At 46.7% G+C, this 19055-nt stretch carries 23 protein-coding genes and 1 other annotated feature; of the genes, 22 read left to right on the top strand and 1 reads right to left on the bottom strand.

The window, feature by feature from the left end; all coding sequences use genetic code 11:
- Positions 1-396 precede the first annotated feature (396 nt).
- From hisJ to MZO40_RS08395, 22 genes are all read left to right on the top strand, one after another.
- On the top strand, positions 397-1233 hold the full coding sequence (gene hisJ / locus MZO40_RS08500) for a histidinol-phosphatase HisJ (protein WP_105961692.1): 837 nt from the start codon (positions 397-399) through the stop codon (positions 1231-1233).
- A 58-nt stretch (positions 1234-1291) separates the two neighbouring features.
- Positions 1292-1523, top strand: a binding site (T-box leader).
- Positions 1524-1699: 176 nt separating this feature from the next.
- Positions 1700-2851, top strand: coding sequence for an ATP phosphoribosyltransferase regulatory subunit (gene hisZ / locus MZO40_RS08495; RefSeq protein ID WP_122217833.1), 1152 nt, complete (start codon positions 1700-1702; stop codon positions 2849-2851).
- Positions 2844-3500 (top strand): ATP phosphoribosyltransferase, encoded by a 657-nt coding sequence (gene hisG / locus MZO40_RS08490; protein WP_003639306.1) that lies wholly within the window; start codon positions 2844-2846, stop codon positions 3498-3500. Before hisZ ends, hisG begins: the two co-directional genes overlap by 8 nt.
- Entirely contained in the window at positions 3500-4786 is a 1287-nt protein-coding gene (gene hisD / locus MZO40_RS08485) for a histidinol dehydrogenase (protein WP_105924061.1), read from the top strand. Before hisG ends, hisD begins: the two co-directional genes overlap by 1 nt.
- Before the next feature lie 69 nt (positions 4787-4855).
- Positions 4856-5440 (top strand): imidazoleglycerol-phosphate dehydratase HisB, encoded by a 585-nt coding sequence (gene hisB, locus MZO40_RS08480; protein WP_050339506.1) that lies wholly within the window; start codon positions 4856-4858, stop codon positions 5438-5440.
- The gene (hisH, locus tag MZO40_RS08475) at positions 5440-6066 is read left to right on the top strand and encodes an imidazole glycerol phosphate synthase subunit HisH (RefSeq protein ID WP_252133219.1); all 627 of its coding nucleotides are present in this window, start codon (positions 5440-5442) and stop codon (positions 6064-6066) included. Before hisB ends, hisH begins: the two co-directional genes overlap by 1 nt.
- Positions 6047-6763, top strand: a complete 717-nt coding sequence (gene hisA, locus MZO40_RS08470; RefSeq protein WP_050339504.1) for a 1-(5-phosphoribosyl)-5-[(5-phosphoribosylamino)methylideneamino]imidazole-4-carboxamide isomerase — start codon at positions 6047-6049, stop codon at positions 6761-6763. Before hisH ends, hisA begins: the two co-directional genes overlap by 20 nt.
- On the top strand, positions 6760-7518 hold the full coding sequence (gene hisF / locus MZO40_RS08465; RefSeq protein ID WP_105961689.1) for an imidazole glycerol phosphate synthase subunit HisF: 759 nt from the start codon (positions 6760-6762) through the stop codon (positions 7516-7518). Before hisA ends, hisF begins: the two co-directional genes overlap by 4 nt.
- A complete protein-coding gene (gene hisI / locus MZO40_RS08460; RefSeq protein WP_105920798.1) occupies positions 7515-7826 on the top strand; it encodes a phosphoribosyl-AMP cyclohydrolase in 312 nt (103 codons plus the stop codon). Before hisF ends, hisI begins: the two co-directional genes overlap by 4 nt.
- A gap of 223 nt (positions 7827-8049) precedes the next feature.
- Positions 8050-8370, top strand: a complete 321-nt coding sequence (gene hisE, locus MZO40_RS08455) for a phosphoribosyl-ATP diphosphatase (protein WP_088770986.1) — start codon at positions 8050-8052, stop codon at positions 8368-8370.
- 11 nt (positions 8371-8381) lie between these two features.
- Positions 8382-9449 (top strand): histidinol-phosphate transaminase, encoded by a 1068-nt coding sequence (hisC, locus tag MZO40_RS08450; protein ID WP_105961687.1) that lies wholly within the window; start codon positions 8382-8384, stop codon positions 9447-9449.
- A gap of 253 nt (positions 9450-9702) precedes the next feature.
- A complete protein-coding gene (locus tag MZO40_RS08445) occupies positions 9703-10260 on the top strand; it encodes a sugar O-acetyltransferase (protein ID WP_105961686.1) in 558 nt (185 codons plus the stop codon).
- A 193-nt stretch (positions 10261-10453) separates the two neighbouring features.
- Positions 10454-11062 (top strand): flavodoxin, encoded by a 609-nt coding sequence (locus MZO40_RS08440; protein ID WP_165861027.1) that lies wholly within the window; start codon positions 10454-10456, stop codon positions 11060-11062.
- 87 nt (positions 11063-11149) lie between these two features.
- Entirely contained in the window at positions 11150-11791 is a 642-nt protein-coding gene (locus MZO40_RS08435; protein WP_122217835.1) for an NAD(P)H-binding protein, read from the top strand.
- A gap of 13 nt (positions 11792-11804) precedes the next feature.
- A complete protein-coding gene (locus MZO40_RS08430) occupies positions 11805-12449 on the top strand; it encodes an NAD(P)H-binding protein (RefSeq protein WP_105961683.1) in 645 nt (214 codons plus the stop codon).
- Between the two features lie 223 nt (positions 12450-12672).
- On the top strand, positions 12673-13701 hold the full coding sequence (locus MZO40_RS08425; protein ID WP_252133218.1) for an alpha/beta hydrolase: 1029 nt from the start codon (positions 12673-12675) through the stop codon (positions 13699-13701).
- A gap of 266 nt (positions 13702-13967) precedes the next feature.
- Complete coding sequence (locus MZO40_RS08420; RefSeq protein WP_105961682.1) at positions 13968-14708, top strand: SDR family oxidoreductase; 741 nt, start codon at positions 13968-13970, stop codon at positions 14706-14708.
- A 107-nt stretch (positions 14709-14815) separates the two neighbouring features.
- Positions 14816-15964 carry a low temperature requirement protein A gene (locus tag MZO40_RS08415; RefSeq protein ID WP_065674817.1) on the top strand — a complete coding sequence of 383 codons (1149 nt, stop codon included), beginning with the start codon at positions 14816-14818 and terminating at the stop codon, positions 15962-15964.
- A 150-nt stretch (positions 15965-16114) separates the two neighbouring features.
- Complete coding sequence (locus tag MZO40_RS08410) at positions 16115-16534, top strand: MerR family transcriptional regulator (RefSeq protein ID WP_050339489.1); 420 nt, start codon at positions 16115-16117, stop codon at positions 16532-16534.
- A 34-nt stretch (positions 16535-16568) separates the two neighbouring features.
- On the top strand, positions 16569-16982 hold the full coding sequence (locus MZO40_RS08405) for a cupin domain-containing protein (RefSeq protein WP_050339488.1): 414 nt from the start codon (positions 16569-16571) through the stop codon (positions 16980-16982).
- 6 nt (positions 16983-16988) lie between these two features.
- Positions 16989-17309, top strand: coding sequence for a carboxymuconolactone decarboxylase family protein (locus MZO40_RS08400; protein WP_021337765.1), 321 nt, complete (start codon positions 16989-16991; stop codon positions 17307-17309).
- Between the two features lie 235 nt (positions 17310-17544).
- Positions 17545-18006, top strand: coding sequence for a flavodoxin (locus tag MZO40_RS08395; protein WP_105961681.1), 462 nt, complete (start codon positions 17545-17547; stop codon positions 18004-18006).
- A 100-nt stretch (positions 18007-18106) separates the two neighbouring features.
- Here the strand turns inward: MZO40_RS08395 and MZO40_RS08390 are convergent, their stop codons facing one another.
- A complete protein-coding gene (locus MZO40_RS08390) occupies positions 18107-18538 on the bottom strand; it encodes a hypothetical protein (RefSeq protein WP_146128280.1) in 432 nt (143 codons plus the stop codon).
- Positions 18539-19055 lie beyond the last annotated feature (517 nt).

Here is a 19055-nt window from a genome sequence, read left to right as displayed (position 1 = left end):
AGTTCATTTAAAATTGGGTCCACAAATGTCTGCCTTTCCAATACCATCCAGGCTGGAAGGTATTTCTGACAATGCTCAGTGGTGAAATTCCACTTAGCAAGCGTTTTGTGCTTGGTTAGTGGAAGACCAGTATTTAAGACGTGGTTTTTCGGCTTAAATCTGTGTCCACCACGTTCCAGCGTTGTCAGAAATGCCTGTAAGCCGTCGTAGGACGGAAGCACAAATCAGGTTTACGCGAACTCGCCTTATTTTCCAGCGGGTCTCAGCTGGCCGCTTTTGACCTTAAGCCTGTTAACCATCATTCATAAAGAACAGATGACATGAGTTTGACCAATGCTTGCGCATCACAAAGAAGTATGGTTGAATAAGCCTAATTTATGAGAGGGTGATGAGGGTATGTTAATGGATGGACATACGCATACGGAATTATGTCCGCATGGGAGTGGGGAAGCGACGGAAAAGATGGTTCAGCGGGCGATTCAGTTAGGATTTAAACGCTACTGCATCACCGAGCACGCACCGTTGCCGCCAGCATTTCGTGAGCAATATGAAGGGACACTCGAAGGTTATACGGAAGCGTCATTACGTTTGGATCAGGTCGAGACGTATTTGAACTTGGCCAACGAACTCAAAGCCAAGTATGCTGATCAAATCGAGATCTCCGTTGGGTTTGAAGTCGACTTCTTACCGGATCACGTGGCCTGGACGCGGGACTTTTTGAATACTTATGGTCCGCAGACGCAGGAAAGTATCTTGTCCGTGCACTTTATGCGGGGCTTGCGAGCGCATTTCTGGTGTGTCGATATGTCGACCGATGATTTTTCGGCGGGGTTTGGGCAGTGGCTCAAGACGCCCCAACGCGTGTTTGAACAGTATTATCGGACCGTCTTAGCGTCAGTCCAAGCAGACTTGGGCTCGTACGCACCGCAACGAATCGGTCACATGAGTTTGGTACGCAAATACCAAGATTACTTTGGACTAACTGAACCGCTGGATGCCGATAATCTCAAATTGGTGGATCAAATATTGGCGCTAGTGCAGCAGCAGGGGCGGCAGTTAGATTTAAATTTGGCCGGACTCTACAAACCATATTGTAATGATTTTTATCCTGGTGAACAGATTCTACAACGTGCGCAAAGGCGGGCTATTCCGCTGGTTTACGGCTCGGATGCCCACGACATTGCCAGCGTCGGGCGTGGCTATCATCTCATAAAAAAATTAATTAAGGGTTGACAGCCGTCAGTTTAGTGATTACAATGAATTATAAATTAAACGACTAATCAAATTTTAATAAACGGTTGTGATTAGAACAAGTAATTAAGTCTTCCTCATCCAGAGAGCCCGGGTAGCTGAGAACCGGACAGACAGGCTTAACGAACACACATCTATGAACTGCTAGGGTGAACCAGTCTCATTAGCCTTAGCCGAATTGGTTTCGTTATCCAAGTTGACTTGATCAACATGAGGTCTGCCGTGCGAGCGGTAGATAAAATAAGGTGGAACCACGCGAAAACGTCCTTTTAGCACATTGCTAAGAGGGCGTTTTTTTAGTTTCAACGGTTCGCTCAAGTCATTGCTTGCGGGGAAAACGCGGTATCGCGGTAGGTGCGCAAACAGTTAATTAAAGTGTTTAATCGATAACAAAGTGAATTAATTCTGATTAGTTTGAATAATAACGACGTTTTAGGAGGCGTAAATTATGTTGAAACATTTATTACCATTAGGAACCCGGGATGAATTTGGTCGGCGGGCACGGACGAAGCAACACCTGATTGCGGTGATCCAAGCCCATTTCAAGCAACGGGGGCTCGCGCCAATTGCAACGCCGTTATTAGAGAATGAAGCGGTATTTGATCCGTACCAGATGGGCAATTATCAGCTCTACCGGTTATTTAGCAATGACGGTCGCACGTTGGTCTTACGGCCAGACATGACTTTACCCGTCGCTCGCTTCATTAGCGCGACCAACGTGCCGTTACCACAAAAGTTCGGCTACGTCGGTGATATCTTCCGAGTGAGTCGCCAATTATCTGGCTCATATAACCAAATCACGCAAGCGGGGGTCGAATTAGTTGGTTATGCCTCGTTGAAAGCAGAGTTTGAATGTTTGACGATTGCTAACCAGCTTTCAAGCGAACTGATTGCCGATGCCGTCGAAATCGAATTAGGGGATGCCCAGTTTGCGCAACGGGTCGTCGCCAGTTTGACCAGCGATGATGCAGCCCAACAGGCTATTTTAACCGCCTTGTTCGACAAGCAAGTGCCACGCTACACGAATTTGATTGCCAAGTACCGTTCCCAACCTTTATATGATTTTCTCAAAGCCTGGCCACGGTTGTTTGGACGACCAGAACGGATCTTCAAAGAATTAGCCGCAGCACCACTACCGGCCAGCGTGCAACCAAGTCTTAAGCGCCTGCAAACAGTGGTGGCCTGGATGCAAAAGACGATGCCAGCACAAGCCGTTTCAGTGGACTTGAGTAGTCAAGCCCCACAAAAATACTATACTGGCCTGACTTTTCGGGGTTATTCACAAGCAGGTGCCGGCTACCTGTTCAGCGGTGGTCGTTATGACAAACTACTGACGAACTTTCAAGCGGAAGCAGAACCGGCCGTCGGGATGGGGCTAAACGTCGACTTGTTAACGACTTTAGCCACCGACCAACAGACCGCTTACGCCGAACAATTGATTTACTTTGAACCTGAACAATGGCCACAAGCGGAGGCCTACTTAGCAAAACAACCGCACGCCATTTTGAGTTTGGCGGATGACTTAGCAGGGGCGCGCATCGAAGCACAACGTTTGAATGCGCAACTGATTGATTTAACTGGAGGTGTGACCAATGACTGAACCACGTTTGAAAATTGCGTTGACCAAGGGCCGCGTTGAACAACAAGTCCTCCCATTACTGGAACAGGCCGGATTGGATTGTTCGCAAGTCCGCAACAAGCAGCGCCGATTGATTTTTGATTCCAAGACCCAGCCTTATGAGTTTATTTTGGCAAAGGGGCCAGACGTCACGACCTTCCTCGAACGGGGCGCTGCCGATATCGGTATCGTTGGTAGTGATATTTTGACCGAACACGAGAGTACCCAGTACGAATTGTTAGATCTGGGCGTGGGCAAGTGCCAATTCGTGTTGGCATCGACCGCCGACTTCGATCCGGTCGCACCACGGCGCAAGATCATCGGCACCAAGTACCCCTTGATTACCCAACGTTATTTTGATCGTTTGGGTCAAGACGTTGAAATTATTAAGATTGAAGGCTCGGTCGAATTAGCACCGTTGACCGGTTTGGCGGATGCCATCGTCGACATCACCGAGACGGGGACCACGATTCGTGAGAACCATTTACAAATTTATGACTATTTACAACCAGTTTCGACCCGGTTAGTGGTCAACCGCTTAGCGCTCAAACAGCAACAAACCGCCATTTATGATTTAGTTGATCGGTTAGCTGCAGTGGTCGCCGCGAATAATCCAAAGGAGTTTGCCTAATGAAAATTATTAATGAAGATTTAGCCAGTTTAAAACGTTTAGTTCAAACCAAGACCCAACAGTTGACCGATTTAAAGGTTGAATCCGCGGTACGCGATATTATTGCCAACGTGATCAAAAACGGCGATGCGGCCGTCAAGGATTACGAAGCCCAGTTCGATCAGGTTAAGCTGACCGACTTCAAGCTATCACAAGCCGTGATTGATGACGCCTATGACAATTTGGATCCCAAAGTGAAGGATGCCTTGTTATTAGCCAAACGCAACATCACCAGTTTCCACGAAAAGGAAAAGGCAACAGGCTTTATTGATGCTGAACAACCTGGCGTCCTACGGGGACAAAAGTTACTGCCACTCAATCGGGTCGGTTTATACGTTCCAGGTGGCACCGCCGCCTATCCATCAACGTTACTAATGAGTGCCTTACCGGCCAAAATCGCGGGTGTCAATGAAGTCATCATGGTCACCCCGCCACAAGTCGACGGCATTAATCCCGCCGTGCTGGCCGCAGCAAAAATCGCCGGTGTCGACGCGATTTATCAAGTTGGTGGCGCCCAAGCCATCGCCGCGTTAGCCTATGGGACTGAAACGATTCCGGCGGTCGACAAGATTATCGGCCCTGGGAACATCTTTGTGGCAACAGCCAAGAAACAAGTCTTTGGTCAGGTGGCCATCGACATGGTGGCCGGGCCATCAGAAATCGGTATCTTAGCGGATGATTCCGCGGATCCCCGGCAGTTAGCGGCTGATTTATTGAGCCAAGCTGAACATGACAAGCGGGCACGGCCGATCTTGATTACCGATAGTGCGGATTTAGCCCAAGCGGTGAGTGACAATGTGACGTCACAATTGAACGTGTTACCACGTGAGGACATTGCCACGGCCGCCGTCGATGAAAAAGGGTTTATCGCGGTAGTCTCGAAGGTCGAAGACATGTTTGACCTGATGAACACAGTAGCGCCCGAACACTTGGAAGTCCAATTGAAGAATCCAACGCAGTACTTAAATCTGATCAAAAATGCGGGTTCCGTCTTCTTAGGCCGGTACGCCTCCGAACCACTCGGAGACTACGTTGCGGGTCCCAACCACATCCTGCCAACTAGTGGGACGGCGCGGTTCTCGTCACCGCTCGGCGTGTATGATTTCGTTAAGCGGACGTCCTTTATTCAATACACCAAAGACGCCTTAGCCAAAGAAGCGCCCGCAATCACGACTTTAGCGCGGGTCGAAGGCTTGGAAGGCCACGCTCGTGCGATCGAGAGTCGGTTTGACACTTACTATGATTAAGACCTGCTAATTGTTGGTTGGTGCCGGCGACTAACAGCCAGCCGGTGATGAGACGAGGAGGAAATGCACATGCGACAAGCAACGATTAAACGTGAAACCAAGGAAACACAGATTGAAATTAGTTTGAATTTAGACGAACAGAGTGGCATTGAAATTGATACGGGCATCGGCTTTTTGAACCACATGTTGAACCTATTTGCTAAGCACGGTCGCTTTGGGTTAGTCGTCAAGTGCCACGGTGACTTGGATGTTGATCCGCACCACACAACGGAAGATACTGGCATCGTGCTCGGCGAGTGCTTCAAGCAAGCCTTGGGTGACAAGCAGGGCATCGAACGGTACGGCACCGAGTTTGTGCCAATGGATGAAACCTTAGGCCAAGTCAGCGTTGACTTGAGCGGGCGGTCCTACTTAGTCTTTGACGCCGAACTCACGAATCCGCGACTCGGTGGTCTGGATACTGAAACGGTCGAAGACTTCTTCCAAGCCGTCGCATTTGCCGCCGAGATGAATTTACACGCACGCATTTTATACGGGCGCAATACCCACCACAAAGTTGAAAGTTTGTTCAAAGCGTTTGGTCGTGCCATGCGGGCGGCCGTGACGATCAATCCTGAAATTCAGGGGGTCAACTCCACGAAAGGCGTGATTTAATGTTCGCAATCGTCGATTATGATACGGGCAACACCCGTAATCTGAAGAAAGCCTTTGATTACTTACAAGTGCCGACCGTTTTGACCGCTGACCCACAACAGTTGGCGAGTGCCGATGCTGTTATTTTACCGGGAGTTGGAGCGTTTGCAGCTGCGATGGATGCCTTAAAAGAACGGCAGCTCGTCGGCGTGTTGCAGGGACTCGCTCAAAACGGCAAGCCGATTTTAGGGATTTGTTTGGGCATGCAACTGCTATTTGAAAGCAGCTCGGAGTACGGCAAACATGCCGGTCTGGGACTACTACGCGGGCACGTCGCTGCCATTCCGGATGACTTGAACGTCAAAGTACCGCAGATGGGCTGGAACCAAAACGACCTCCAACGTCCAAACAGTGCCTTTGCCAGCATCGATGCCGCTTATACTTATTTTGTTCACTCCTACTATGCGGTTTGTCCGCGCGCTGAAATCGTGGCGACCGTGGAACATGGGGTGACGGTTCCCAGCATCGTGCAACGCCAAAATGTGATTGGCATGCAGTTTCACCCTGAGAAGAGTGGTCAGGTCGGGTTACAACAACTAGCAGCTTTTAAGGAAATGGTGAGTGCAAATGATTTTTCCAGCAATTGATTTACGAGCCGGCCAGAGTGTTCGACTCTACCAAGGTGATTTTAAACAGGCCACGTTGATCAATCCTGATCCGGTGGCCCAAGCGCAACAAATTAACGCGGCCGGATTGACGCATCTCCACATGGTCGACTTGGATGGCGCCAAATCGGGACAGCCGGAGAATTATGCCACGATTGCCGCAATTCGCAAGGCCTTTAAGGGCACCATCGAATTAGGTGGTGGGATTCGGACCTATGAACTCGCAACCCGTTATTTGAAACTCGGCATCGACCGTCTGATTTTAGGGTCGGTGGCATTGACGGACCCTGAATTGGTCAAACGGCTCTTAGCCGAATTCGGTGGTGAACGGATCGTCATCGGCATCGATGGGACGGACGGTTACGTCGCTATCAAGGGCTGGTTGGAACAGTCACAAACGAAGATGAGCACCTTGATGAAAGCCATGACGGCCAGTGGCGCCCGCCACTTTATCGTGACTGACGTTGCTCGTGATGGCACGATGCAGGGACCGAACTTAGGCTTGTACGAAGAATTGCAAGCCCAGGTGCCAACTGCAAATCTAATTGCCAGCGGTGGAATTCGCGATTTGACGGATGTGCAAGTCTTGCAGGCCAGTGGCTTTAAGGATGTCATCATCGGTAAGGCACTGGCTCAGGGCGGCGTGACCCTGGCAGCATTAGCGGAGGTGGAAGCATGATAGCTAAACGAATTATTCCCTGTCTGGATGTTGCCGATGGCCGCGTTAAAAAGGGCGTTAATTTTGTCAATCTGACTGATGTTGGCGATCCAGTCGAAATTGCCGCTGCGTATCAACAACAGGGGGCCGACGAACTGGTCTTCTTAGACATCGCGGCGACTAATGAACATCGCGAGACGATGGCGACGATGGTCGAACAGGTCTCCGCGCAAGTCTTCATGCCACTGACGATTGGTGGCGGCATCACCAGTGTGGCGGATATGCAACGGATTCTGCGGGCTGGGGCGGACAAAACGGCCATCAATTCGGCAGCGGTTGCCAATCCTGACTTGATTCGGGCCGGAGCTGAAAAATTCGGCAATCAGTGTATCGTGGTCGCTATCGACGCTGCCTGGGATGAGCAAGCTCAGCAGTATCGCGTTTATACCCACGGTGGTCAGCAAGCGACCGATTTAGATGCAATCGAATGGGCCAAACAAGCCGTCGACTTAGGCGCTGGTGAGTTGTTGGTGACTAGCATGGATCGCGATGGCACGAAAGCCGGCTTTGATGCCAAGCTCTATCAGGCGCTTGGTGCCGCGGTCAACGTACCAATCATCGCCAGCGGGGGTGCCGGTAACCTGCAAGACTTTGTCGATGTGTTCGCAGAGACAACGGTCGACGGTGCACTTGCTGCTTCCGTCTTTCACTTCGGTGAGTTGACGATTGCGGATGTTAAAGCCGCCTTAAAGGAAAGTGGGGTCGTGGTTCGATGAAACCAGATTTTGAGAAGGGTAATGGCTTACTCACGACGGTCGTAACGGACGCCGATACCAAGGACGTCTTGATGGTCGCGTGGATGAACGCCGAAAGTTACCAACGAACGTTAAGTTCCGGGCAAACGTGGTTTTGGTCACGCTCACGCCAAGAACTCTGGCACAAGGGTGAAACGAGTGGCAATGTTCAAGACGTTGTCAATATGACGCTGGATTGTGACCAAGATACGTTGCTAGTCTCAGTCCATCCCCACGGGCCAGCTTGTCACACCGGCCACACGAGTTGTTTTTTCAACCCGGTCAAGTAGTTGGTGAAGTGCCAGATTAACACGGTGTTTGCCGGATGACGCATGGCCGGCGTTTTAGCCAGTGTGCGCGTTAGCAAACCGGCAATCGATAATGTTCAGTAGAATGTGACGGTCAGAGTCTCAATCGATGATGTTTAGTAAATGTGACGGTCAGTGTCTTAATTGATGATGCTGACTGGGTTAACAAATGATATCTATATAATAGAAGAAAGTGGTGTCGAATATGCAAAACATGGAAGAATTATACGAATTGATCAAACAACGGAAAGCAACGCCTAAGAAGGGGTCTTACACGGACTACCTGTTCACTAAGGGGCTCGACAAGATTTTGAAAAAGGTCGGCGAAGAATCAACGGAAGTCATCGTGGCGGCGAAGAATCCTGGCGACGATGAATTGACCTATGAAACGGCCGACTTACTCTATCACGTGCTCGTGCTACTCGTCGAACGCGGCGTTAGTTTTGACCAGATCAAGACTGAACTCGCCAAGCGTGAAGGCAAGATGAGTGATTACAAGGATCGTCCTGAAATCAAGAACTTATAGGAGGTAGTTGGATGAAAGCAAGCATCGAACAGTTAGCAGCCTATGTGCCAGAAAAAACATTAGCCACGTTGCAAGCCGAATTAGGATTACCACGGTTGGTGCGGTTATCAGCCAACGAAAATCCATACGGGACCTCGCCAGCGGTGGCGACTGCGATTAAAAATTGGGACTTTACTCAGAGTAATCGTTATCCGGATGCGGATGCTCAAGCCTTGCGTACGGCGGTCGCTAAGCAGCAACGGATCGACCCTGATAGCATCGTGTTTAGCGTCGGCCTCGACGAAATGATCGTCATGTTATCGCGGACGTTCTTGGGGGCTGGTGACCAAGTCATCGTCTCCGCACCGACCTTTTCAGAGTACGGACTGCACGCTGAAATCGAGGATGCCAAGCTAGTCAGCGTGCCAACTTTAGCCAACGATCACGTTGACTTCAAGGCGTTAGCCGCCGCAATCACGCCGCAAGTCAAGATGGTCTGGTTATGTAATCCCAATAATCCGACTGGAACGGTGGAATCGTTAGCCGACATTGAAGCCTTCATCCAGCAGGTGCCCCAAGAGACGATGGTGTTGATCGACGAAGCGTACATTGATTTTGCAGCTGATGCGGCACAGGTGACTGCGATGCAGCTGCCCGCCAAATACGAGAATGTCGTTGTCATGCGGACCTTTTCTAAGGCATATGGACTCGCAAACTTCCGCGTCGGCTATGCCGTCTTCAATCAGCGGTATGCGGCGACGATGCAGACCGTTCGCTTGCCCTATAATGTGAACTCGTTGGCCCAAGTCGCTGCTTTGGCGGCGCTTAATGATCCCGATTTTGTGGCAGCCACTGTCCAAAAAAATGCGACTGAGCGGGCTAAGTGGACAAAATTCTTTGACGAACAGCAAATTACTTACGACCAATCTGGCGCTAACTTTATCTTCTTTGAGTACCCAGATGCCGACCGCCTCGCCGATTACTTATTACACCATGGTTACCTGATTCGGACCGGGTTACGGCCAGGTTGGTTACGCCTGACGATTGGGACGGCGGCCGATAATCAAGCGTTACAACAATTAATTGACACGTATTCGTAATTAACGCAATTGAATGGAGAACGATTAGGCTGGAAGATAGCCTAATCGTTTTTTTAATTGCCTTCAAAGTTGGCGAAATGAACGAATTCGAATTCGAATGTGGGTCGATTTAGTGTTGGCTTGTCTTATGTGGGACTCTTCGTGGTGGTGCTTTTTAATATTATTGGCTGGAAAGCTCGTGTTGGTGTTTGACTTCGAGCTAGCTCTAAGTTGTAAACTAACCTTATTAATAAACCACGGGAGGTTGACCTAAATGTCAGAATTAAGCAAATTAGCAGCTGGTGAATGGTACCAATTCAAGGATAGCGGCGTTGCGGCTCAAAAGGCGCGGGCGGCTAAGTTGTGTCAGGAATTCAACCAAATTCCTGCGACAGATCCGGCTGCGCAGACGGCTAAGATGCAGGAAATTTTGGGGAGCTATGGCGATAATTTATCAGTGCAAGCCAATTTTAACTGCGATAATGGTCGTAACATTCACGTTGGCGACAACTTTTTGAGTAATTACAATTTAACAATTTTGGATATTGCGCCGGTACACATTGGTGACAACGTGATGATTGGCCCCAATGTCGATATTTACACGGTCAATCATCCACTGACAGCGAGTGGTCGCCGTGCCAACCTCGCTCAGGGCCATCCCGTGACAATTGGTAATGATGTCTGGATTGGTGGCAAGGTCACGATTACATCCGGCGTGACGATCGGTAATAACGTTGTTGTCGCAGCTGGCGCAGTCGTCACGCATGATGTGCCGGATAATACGCTCGTGGCGGGAGTGCCGGCCAAAGCAATTCGGCAATTAGAAGAATAGTGAGTGAGCTGAAAGTCGGTGTGAGCCGGCTTTTTTTGCGCGCTCAAATAGGTTGATTATGGCGCATTCGAATTGAATTCCGGCACTGAATTCCACTGAGCGAATATTGAATTTAGAAATTAATTTGTTGCCTTGAAGCGCAGACCAAGGTTTACACTAACAACATTCTAAGATAAAGCAGAGGAAAATGCCGATGAAAATTAGGGGAACGATTGGACTAATTGGCGTCATTATTCTAGTGATTGTGGGTGTAAGTTTCGTGGTTCATAATCATTCCGACAATCAATCTCGGGAAGACCGTCAAGCGCATCAGACAACCAATCGAAAGGGTAAGCGGGCAACTCAAAAAACAATCGTGATCTATTTCTCTGAAACCGGAACGACAAAACAAGCTGCACAAAAGATTGGGCAACAATTAGGCGTTAAAACAGTTGCTTTGAAACCTAAGCAAGCCTATTCAAAAGAATATACGAAAATGGCTAGTACTGCTAAAGCTCAAGTTGATCGAAATCAACATCCCGAGCTGGCGAAATTAAACGTCGATTTGTCGCAGTACCAAACCATTTGGCTCGGTTTTCCGACTTGGTTCCATCGTCCACCAATGCTGATCAATTCTTTTTTTGATGACGTTCAGCTGAAAAATAAAACGATTATTCCGTTCACGACCAGTGCTTCCAGTAATATAAGTGAGAGCATGCCCTATTTGAAGAAAATGATCAAGAACAAGCAAATTACCCTTCATAAGGGATTAACTGCCAATGATGACCAGGCTATCGATAAATTTGTTAAACAAAATAAATAATGGCAATTAGAGTGTCAATCCTTGCTATGGACTGCACTCAAAGGTATATATTTTACATTGAAGTAAACCAACGAGGGAGATTTTTTGATGAAAATTATGATTCTAGGTGCGGCCGGACAAGTCGCACGACTATTGACAGATGATTTACTTGACCAAACGGATTTCCAGCTCGTGTTATATGGGCGCAACGTTTCGACGCGCTTAGCTGAAAAGGCTAGTGAACGAGTTGACTTAGTAGATGGCACATTTGAAGATGTCGTCAAAATCCAAGATGCGTTGAAGCAAGGTGTGGATGCTGTATATCTCAACTATGTTGCCGGTGATGCATTGGTTAAGCCAATTGTTGACGTCCTAGAGAAAATGAAGGTGTCACGGTTCATTGCAGCTAGTGTGCCGGATCTCTACCAAGAAGTTGCGGGCCCATTCGCAGCGTGGTATCGGCAACAAATGGGCAAGGTTTGGCAATCCAAGTATCGGCAAGCAGCTGACGTTATTGAGGGTAGTCCCCTTGACTATGTCCTGTTACGAATTACCTGGATGTATAACGACGCGCAACACACTCAAGTTCATCTGACGACAAAGGGGCAACCCTTTACTGAATCGCAGGTGACTCGCGAGGGTGTGGCACAGTTAGTCACTGATTTGTTGACTGGTAAACAAGATTACCATCGTGAAAGTTTAGGTATCGGTGAACCAGATACCGCATGGCGTAAACCAAGTTTTTATTAGGAGGAAATATCAAATGAATGTCATTATTTTAGGTGCAACGGGTCAGATCTCAAGTTATTTAATTGAGCGGTTACTTAATGAAACAACTGCCCAGCTAACGCTCTATGGTCATCATGTGACACAGCGAATTACTGTGATTGATGATCAGCGAGAACACTTGGTAGATGGCGATATTTTGGATGAAGCGACTTTAAACCAAGCCATGGTCGGACAAGATTTTGTCTTCCTGAATACACCGACCGCAGAAGCAATGAATGCGACTGCAGCAGCCATGAAAAAGGCCGGAATTCGGCGCTTAGTAATCTCTGGTACGATCGGTCTTTATAATGAAGTTGGTGGTAAGTTTGGTGAATGGGGCAAGTCGATGATGGCCTACTTTACCAATCGGCAGCCTGAACGCGACGCCATTGCTGCTTTAGATCAAGACAATGCGATCGATTACACCTACGTTCGAATGTCGATGCTCTATAACAATGCGGCCAAAACCGATTATACGCTGGTCCCATTCGGTACTCCAGTTACTGGTGCACAAGTCTCTCGCCAGGCCGTGGCCCACTTTATTACCGATATGGTCAAAGCACCGACAACGCATCAGAATGAAAATGTCGCTATTATTGAGACGGGCTCAGAAAATTTAGCCAAACCATCGTTTTATTAAGCAATCCGTCGCCATTCAATGGTAGAAGTAGGCACCGAATATTTTAGCCACAAGCAAGATGCTGATTGTTTCAGACGTTTGAACAATCATGGTCGTTTAAAGACGAGGTGGCAAATAATGCAAAAATTAATGTTTAAATGCTTGCCTTGGTGTGCACTTCATACTTTATGATTAAAACGTTAATTAGGATAACTACCAAAATAACCTAAGGAGATCAGCAATAATGAGTAAATTTGAACTACACGATGTTCCAACTAGTGAAATTACAACCGTCAAGGATAATCCTTGGGGTCTAGTATACGCAGATGCAATTACCAAAAATGAAGCCGGCAAGGTGAATATTCATCCAGTCAGCTATGATTTGAATGGTATCAAAATTGCGGTCAATATTTATACGCCGGCTGATTATGATCCAAGTAAATCTTACCCTGCATTGACTGTCGCTCATCCAAATGGTGGGGTTAAGGAACAAGTTGCCGGGTTATTTGCCCAACGCTTGGTAGAAAATGGCTACATCACGATTGCGGCGGATGCTGCCTATCAAGGTGCTTCAGGTGGACAGCCTCGTTTGACGGATGATCCTGCTTCTCGTGTAGAAGATATTCATGGAATGGCAGATGCACTTTCTGTATTTCCTGGTGTTGACTACAGTCGGTTAGGGGCCTTTGGGATTTGCGGCGGCGGTGGCTATACATTAGCTGCCGGTCAGAGTGACAAACGGTTCAAGGTAGTCGCAACGTTATCTGCTTTTAATACTGGTGCAGTTCGACGCGATGGATTCGTTCTGTCAGAAGCCAATACGATTCAAGAGCGGTTGCAAAAGGCTTCAGAAGCACGTGAGGCGGAAGTACGTGGTGAAAAGACGCCATATACGCCTGATATGGCACAAATGCAACCTGAACAAGTGGCTAAGTTACCATTTGATATGTATCGAGAAGGTTATGAATACTATGCCCAGACGCATGTTCATCCAAATGCAACTGGTGTTTATCGTGTCAGCAGCTTAATGAAACTAATGACCTTTGACGCGTCAACGCGGATGGAACTGATTAATGTGCCATTGCTCATGATGGCGGGATCTGCAGCCGATTCACTCTATTTAAGTGAAGGTGCCTATGCAAATGCGACTGGGACTCAGGACAAAGAGTTATATCTGATTCAAGGTGCCCATCATATTGAGACTTATTGGAAGCCTGAATACGTGGAAGAAGAATTACACAAATTATTAGACTGGTTAAGTACACGTCTATAATCTTAGCTAGGTAAGCAATCGCTTCGAATAAAATGCCGATTATTTCTCTGTTGAAATAGTCGGCATTTTCTGTTTTGTAAATGGAACCAAGACAGCTCTTGTGCGAGTTGATTTGTCGATGTGATGGTCGGCGAGCTGACGCAAAAGTGGGTGGCTAGTCAGTCGGAAAAGTGGTCTTTAAAAATTGCGAAGTTTCTGGCTTGCCTTGGAGTTCAGACCAAGGTATATGCTACATATTGTATTAAAGATAAGGAGTGTTTAATTATATGTCAAAAAAAGTTATCGTCATTACAGGTGCGTCTAGTGGTATTGGTGAAGCCACTGCCAAATTATTAGCTAGCCAAGGCAATCAATTAGTCTTAGGTGCTCGGCGTGAAGCACGACTTCAAGAAATTACGCAAGCAATTGAAAACGCAGGCGGCGAAGCAACATATGCGGTCACGGATGTCACCGATTTAGACTCGGTCAAGCAACTCGCGAAGAAAGCTGTTGATGCCTATGGTCGGATTGATGTTTGGATGAATAACGCTGGTTTAATGCCACAGTCTGTCTTAGCTGAGGGTAAAGTTACAGATTGGAATCGAATGATCGATGTCAATGAAAAGGGTGTGCTCTATGGCATTAATGCAGCCCTTGGCATTATGCGTGAACAACAATCTGGTCATTTCATTAATACCTCATCAATTGCAGGACACATCGTTGGACCTGGTTCAGCAGTCTATAGCGCAACTAAGCAGGCGGTGCTTGCAATTAGTGAAGGACTTCGCCAAGAAGAAGCTCAAGCTGGAAGCAATATTCGGGTGACGGTCGTCTCTCCAGGTGCCATTGCTACGGAATTAACGAACTCAATTACTGATGAAGAAGTGAAGAAGGGGACGGAACAATTCTATGATTTGTTCGCCATCTCCCCAGAACGGGTGGCTGAATCGATTGCATTTGCAATTAATGCACCAGCTGATGCTTCAATCAATGAAATCATCATTCGCCCAAGTAAGCAAGTCATGTAATCAATTGGCATGACGCATATTCTTGCCTGAAATTTATATAATAGCTATAATCTCAAGTAGGTTATAGCTATTTTTTATAAATAAAATTATGACAGGAGATTATGAGCGTGTTTAATTTTTTAGGCCGGCCACGTACGATTGACGACCAAATCGATGGTCGTAAAATCAGTTGGTTGGAATTATTTTATGATTTAATATTTGCCGTCGTTTTCTCACGAATCACTGATGGGCTCGTCGAACATTTGTCTTGGACCACGATTTTGAATGCAACGTTGATATTTTGGTGGTTTCTCTGGGGATGGAGTGAGACTTCCGGGTACTTTGATAATCACGGCAATGGTTCAATTTTAAACGTCATTATCATTAATGTTCAGATGATATTCACAGGAATCGGTGCGATTTTTATTCCAGAAGCGCTACATGGTAATTACACTCATCTGACGATTGCGTTCTTACTGATTGAGCTGATGCTTGCTGCAGTCTGGTTTGGTATTGCACACTATGATCGAATTCATGGACCTGCATCGCGGGTTTGGGCGAATGTCCACCTAGTTTCAGCGGGGTTGCTCATTATCAGCCTATTTACCCCCAATCGGTGGTCTATTGCGATAATTGTATTGGCGTTGATCTTTAATCTCGGTGATGTTTTCTTTGCTAACCCTAATTTGGAACGTGAATATCAACAAACTAATATGACACACGTCGTTAAGGATTCACTCATTGAGCGTTACGGGCTGATGACCATGATCGCATTAGGTGAAATTATTGCGGGTTTGTATGAAGCCGTTGCCGAAAGTGGTCAGTCTGTGGCCCTCAGTCAGTTTATTATTTGTATTATCCTGATTGCGTTAGTCAGTGGCAGTTATTATTTGATTCTAGGGGAACTGCATATCACGTTGTCTTCTTCAATCAAGGTTATTATGACTAGTTGGCTCTTTATTTTGGATATCTTCTTGATTTTTGGCATGGGGATCGCATTGCATTTAGCGTTGGATGAAGCGACCTTAACGCTGAAGTTAGCCTTCTCTGGATTGTTATTTGGTAGCTTGCTAGTGATGTGGGCCATCGAAAAAATTGCCGTAAGTGGCCGCGGAACGGGGCTGTCGGGGATACTGGTTATCTTGTTGACCCTCTTGTTACTCGTGGCGGTTGCTTGGCTGCCAATGATGTGGATGCTTGTGGCGGTCGATTGCATTATGGGCTTAGTGATCGTCCACGAACGGTATTTGGCACATCGTGATGTCATAACTAAATGATGACCATTTGACAAGAGACGAATTGCATCGCAGATTAATTGAATTGTGCCTTGCCTTGGAGTTCACACCAAGGTTTATACTTAACAATATAAACGGTGTGAGAAAGCAATTGAGAGATTGGTATGAATTAATCTGCAGAGAGGTGAAGCAATGAATATTAACGCAGTTAGTAAACAATTTAAAGTAACAAAGGACACTTTACGTTACTGGGAACGAATTGGGATTCTACCACCAATTCATCGAAATGAAAGTGGTTATCGTGATTACGATGATAATGACATGAATTGGATTTACTATGTTAAAACGTTACGGCGAGCCGGGATGTCGATTGAATCCTTGATTGAATATATGAAATTATTACACCAGGATGGCATGACTGCGGAAGCACGACGCGATTTGTTGATTGAGCAACGAACAGAGTTGCAAGAACAACTGAATCAAACCAAACAAACGATTGATTATTTATCCTATAAGATCGACCATTTTCAGGATCATATTCTGCGAAACGAAGCCGAAAAGTTGTTTCCTGAATCCAGTGAACGCATTTTAGATGATGTCCACGACGCGTGAATCTTGCAATAATTTGAATGAAAGGATGATTTGAATGGTCAAAAATTCAGAAGTAAAAGATGGCGTTATTTTTCCAGTTGGAGAACCGAACACGGCTTTTCAGCAATATTTTATCGGGCAAAGTTATTTAAAAGGACTGGTTTCTGATCCAGATGTCAATGTGCATGTCGGCAACGTGACTTTTGAACCTGGATGCCGGAATAATTGGCATATTCATCATAACGGTTTTCAAATCCTACTTGTTACTGGTGGCGAAGGCTGGTATCAGGAAGCTGGCCAGAAACCACGGCACTTAGTTGCGGGTGATGTTGTTGTGACGAAGGACGGGGTCAAACACTGGCATGGTGCAACCAAAGATAGTTGGTTCGAACATATCGCAATTACGGCTGGTACGGCAGAGTGGTTAGAACCCGTAACAGACGACGCTTACAATAACTTGGAGGCTTGATTGATTATGGCAGAAAAACAAACAGCTGGACGTGACAATTTAGGTGAATTTGCACCTCAATTTGCTGCACTTAATGATGATGTTTTATTTGGCGAAGTTTGGTCGCGAGAGTCTGAGCTTTCGTTGCATGACCGGAGTATGATTACTTGCGCTTCATTGATGTCGCAGGGGTTGTTCCCTCAATTATCGTCACACATGAAGCTGGCCAAAAAGCATGGTGTTACCAAGGATGAGATGGTTGCACTGATTACGCAGCTGGCATTTTATGCCGGGTGGCCAAAGGCCTGGTCCGCGTTCGGTTTAGCCAAAGAAGTCTATGGTGATTAGCACCAAATAGTTGTTCTATAGATGATGGGCACCAAATGATTGGCGCAATGTTTGATGTGAGTTAGTGTCGTATCCGAATACGGCATCTTGAATTACCAGAAAAGTCAATTATCACACTTGACGCTGGCTCTTGGAACGGGCTGACACTGATTGGACAACTGGTCATGGCGTAGAACGGCTGTTTTGAAGAATAGCGTCAATAGTGATGATGTCAGTATGGAAAGGGATAGCTTAAATGGCAGATGAGCAAAAAGCATTAGTGTTATATTTTTCTTGGTCTGGTAATACCAAGCGGGCGGCGCAACAAGTACAGCAATTGAGTGGTGCCGATATTGAAGAAATTCAGCCAGTAGTCCCATACTCAAGCGATTATCAGGCTGCTGGCAAACGTGCAGAGGGAGAGAAGGACCAGGCGATTCACCCTGAAATTCGGCCTCTGACTAGTGATTTAACGGCCTATGATGTCATCTATGTTGGATTTCCGACCTGGTGGTATCAACCCCCAATGATTATTCATTCTTTGTTCGAGCAAAACGATTTTAAAGGTAAGCGGATTATTCCGTTTGTAACGAGTGCTAGCAGTTCTGTGACGGATAGCGTTCCTGTGTTGCAACAGTTAGCAACTGATGCAGGTGCCGAATTAGAGCAGGGCTTTACCGCCAACAAACCGCGCATTATCGAAAAATACTTTAAATAAAACCACTTTGGTTAGAGTGAGCCCTTAAGTGTCCAAACATCTTAATGGCTCACTTTTATATTATGCGGTGCATACGCGTTGTGCTGGTTATTCCTTAGCATTAAAGATGATTGAAAAGTGCCAGTTTGGATTGTTGTTCGTCAGCCGATGCGCGTCTTAGTCCGACTTCCGGGGCCGGCTGACAACGCTGGAACACGGCGGACATCGATTTGAACTCACGCAGAAGATCACTGCGCAATTTCAAATACGAGTCTTCTTCTAGCCCGGGAACCCCACCCGGACAAGAAGAATTTCGCCCTTGAGCATTGTCAGCCAGCCCCTCCAGTCGGGAAGCCGCTCGAATGGCGGATGAACGGCCATCTAACTTGGTGTAACTGACCACTAAAATACTAGGTGACGGGTTCTTCAGACAAACTTTGAGTTGGTATCGATGATGGCAATAAAATTCATCTGGAATTTGCAGGCCAAGATTTTGTTGAGCGGATCTAATCGAAACTACCTTGTTAGTAAATGACAGGATTACTGATTTCAAAGCATTAAGTAGTTCATATTTAGTCTGATTCGAAAACATATCAAGTAAAGGATAGTAATCAACACACTCCTGTACTGACGAGACTAGACGATAGCCTAATGATTAAGAAAAAAGTTTTAGATAAAACAAATCTGACAGTTAGATAACAGCTGTACTGTTTGATATAAATCAGCAATCAGTCCATTAAAAATTGGGTCCGCACATGTCTGCCTTTCGAATACCATCCAGGCTGGAAGGTGTTCTGGGCAAGGCCCAGTGGTGAAATTTCACTTAGCAAGCGTCTTGTGCTTGGTTAGTGAAAGACCAGTATTTAAGACGTGGGTTGTCGGCTTAAATCTGTGTCCACCACGTTCCGGCCATTGCCCAGAATGCCTGGAAGCCGGCGTAGGACATCTCCACGACAGCAAGTTTACGGTAACTCGCACTGTTTCCAGCGGGTCTCAGCTGGCGGCTTTTGAACTTAGAAAATAGAATGATTTAATCATGATTCATGACAAATAAAGTGATAAAAATCGTG

The sequence above is a fragment of the Lactiplantibacillus sp. B652 genome (assembly GCF_023806745.1).
GTDB lineage: Bacteria > Bacillota > Bacilli > Lactobacillales > Lactobacillaceae > Lactiplantibacillus > Lactiplantibacillus pentosus.
Note: the sequence above shows the minus strand (reverse complement) of the source record. Positions and strands in the feature narration are given on the sequence as shown.

Excerpts from the sequence above, each read along its gene's own strand:
- hisJ (WP_105961692.1), top strand. The coding sequence starts at position 397 with ATGTTAATGGATGGACATACGCATACGGAATTATGTCCGCATGGGAGT.
- hisZ (WP_122217833.1), top strand. The coding sequence starts at position 1,700 with ATGTTGAAACATTTATTACCATTAGGAACCCGGGATGAATTTGGTCGG.
- hisG (WP_003639306.1), top strand. The coding sequence starts at position 2,844 with ATGACTGAACCACGTTTGAAAATTGCGTTGACCAAGGGCCGCGTTGAA.
- hisD (WP_105924061.1), top strand. The coding sequence starts at position 3,500 with ATGAAAATTATTAATGAAGATTTAGCCAGTTTAAAACGTTTAGTTCAA.
- hisB (WP_050339506.1), top strand. The coding sequence starts at position 4,856 with ATGCGACAAGCAACGATTAAACGTGAAACCAAGGAAACACAGATTGAA.
- hisH (WP_252133219.1), top strand. The coding sequence starts at position 5,440 with ATGTTCGCAATCGTCGATTATGATACGGGCAACACCCGTAATCTGAAG.
- hisA (WP_050339504.1), top strand. The coding sequence starts at position 6,047 with ATGATTTTTCCAGCAATTGATTTACGAGCCGGCCAGAGTGTTCGACTC.
- hisF (WP_105961689.1), top strand. The coding sequence starts at position 6,760 with ATGATAGCTAAACGAATTATTCCCTGTCTGGATGTTGCCGATGGCCGC.
- hisI (WP_105920798.1), top strand. The coding sequence starts at position 7,515 with ATGAAACCAGATTTTGAGAAGGGTAATGGCTTACTCACGACGGTCGTA.
- hisE (WP_088770986.1), top strand. The coding sequence starts at position 8,050 with ATGCAAAACATGGAAGAATTATACGAATTGATCAAACAACGGAAAGCA.
- hisC (WP_105961687.1), top strand. The coding sequence starts at position 8,382 with ATGAAAGCAAGCATCGAACAGTTAGCAGCCTATGTGCCAGAAAAAACA.
- MZO40_RS08445 (WP_105961686.1), top strand. The coding sequence starts at position 9,703 with ATGTCAGAATTAAGCAAATTAGCAGCTGGTGAATGGTACCAATTCAAG.
- MZO40_RS08440 (WP_165861027.1), top strand. The coding sequence starts at position 10,454 with ATGAAAATTAGGGGAACGATTGGACTAATTGGCGTCATTATTCTAGTG.
- MZO40_RS08435 (WP_122217835.1), top strand. The coding sequence starts at position 11,150 with ATGAAAATTATGATTCTAGGTGCGGCCGGACAAGTCGCACGACTATTG.
- MZO40_RS08430 (WP_105961683.1), top strand. The coding sequence starts at position 11,805 with ATGAATGTCATTATTTTAGGTGCAACGGGTCAGATCTCAAGTTATTTA.
- MZO40_RS08425 (WP_252133218.1), top strand. The coding sequence starts at position 12,673 with ATGAGTAAATTTGAACTACACGATGTTCCAACTAGTGAAATTACAACC.
- MZO40_RS08420 (WP_105961682.1), top strand. The coding sequence starts at position 13,968 with ATGTCAAAAAAAGTTATCGTCATTACAGGTGCGTCTAGTGGTATTGGT.
- MZO40_RS08410 (WP_050339489.1), top strand. The coding sequence starts at position 16,115 with ATGAATATTAACGCAGTTAGTAAACAATTTAAAGTAACAAAGGACACT.
- MZO40_RS08405 (WP_050339488.1), top strand. The coding sequence starts at position 16,569 with ATGGTCAAAAATTCAGAAGTAAAAGATGGCGTTATTTTTCCAGTTGGA.
- MZO40_RS08400 (WP_021337765.1), top strand. The coding sequence starts at position 16,989 with ATGGCAGAAAAACAAACAGCTGGACGTGACAATTTAGGTGAATTTGCA.
- MZO40_RS08395 (WP_105961681.1), top strand. The coding sequence starts at position 17,545 with ATGGCAGATGAGCAAAAAGCATTAGTGTTATATTTTTCTTGGTCTGGT.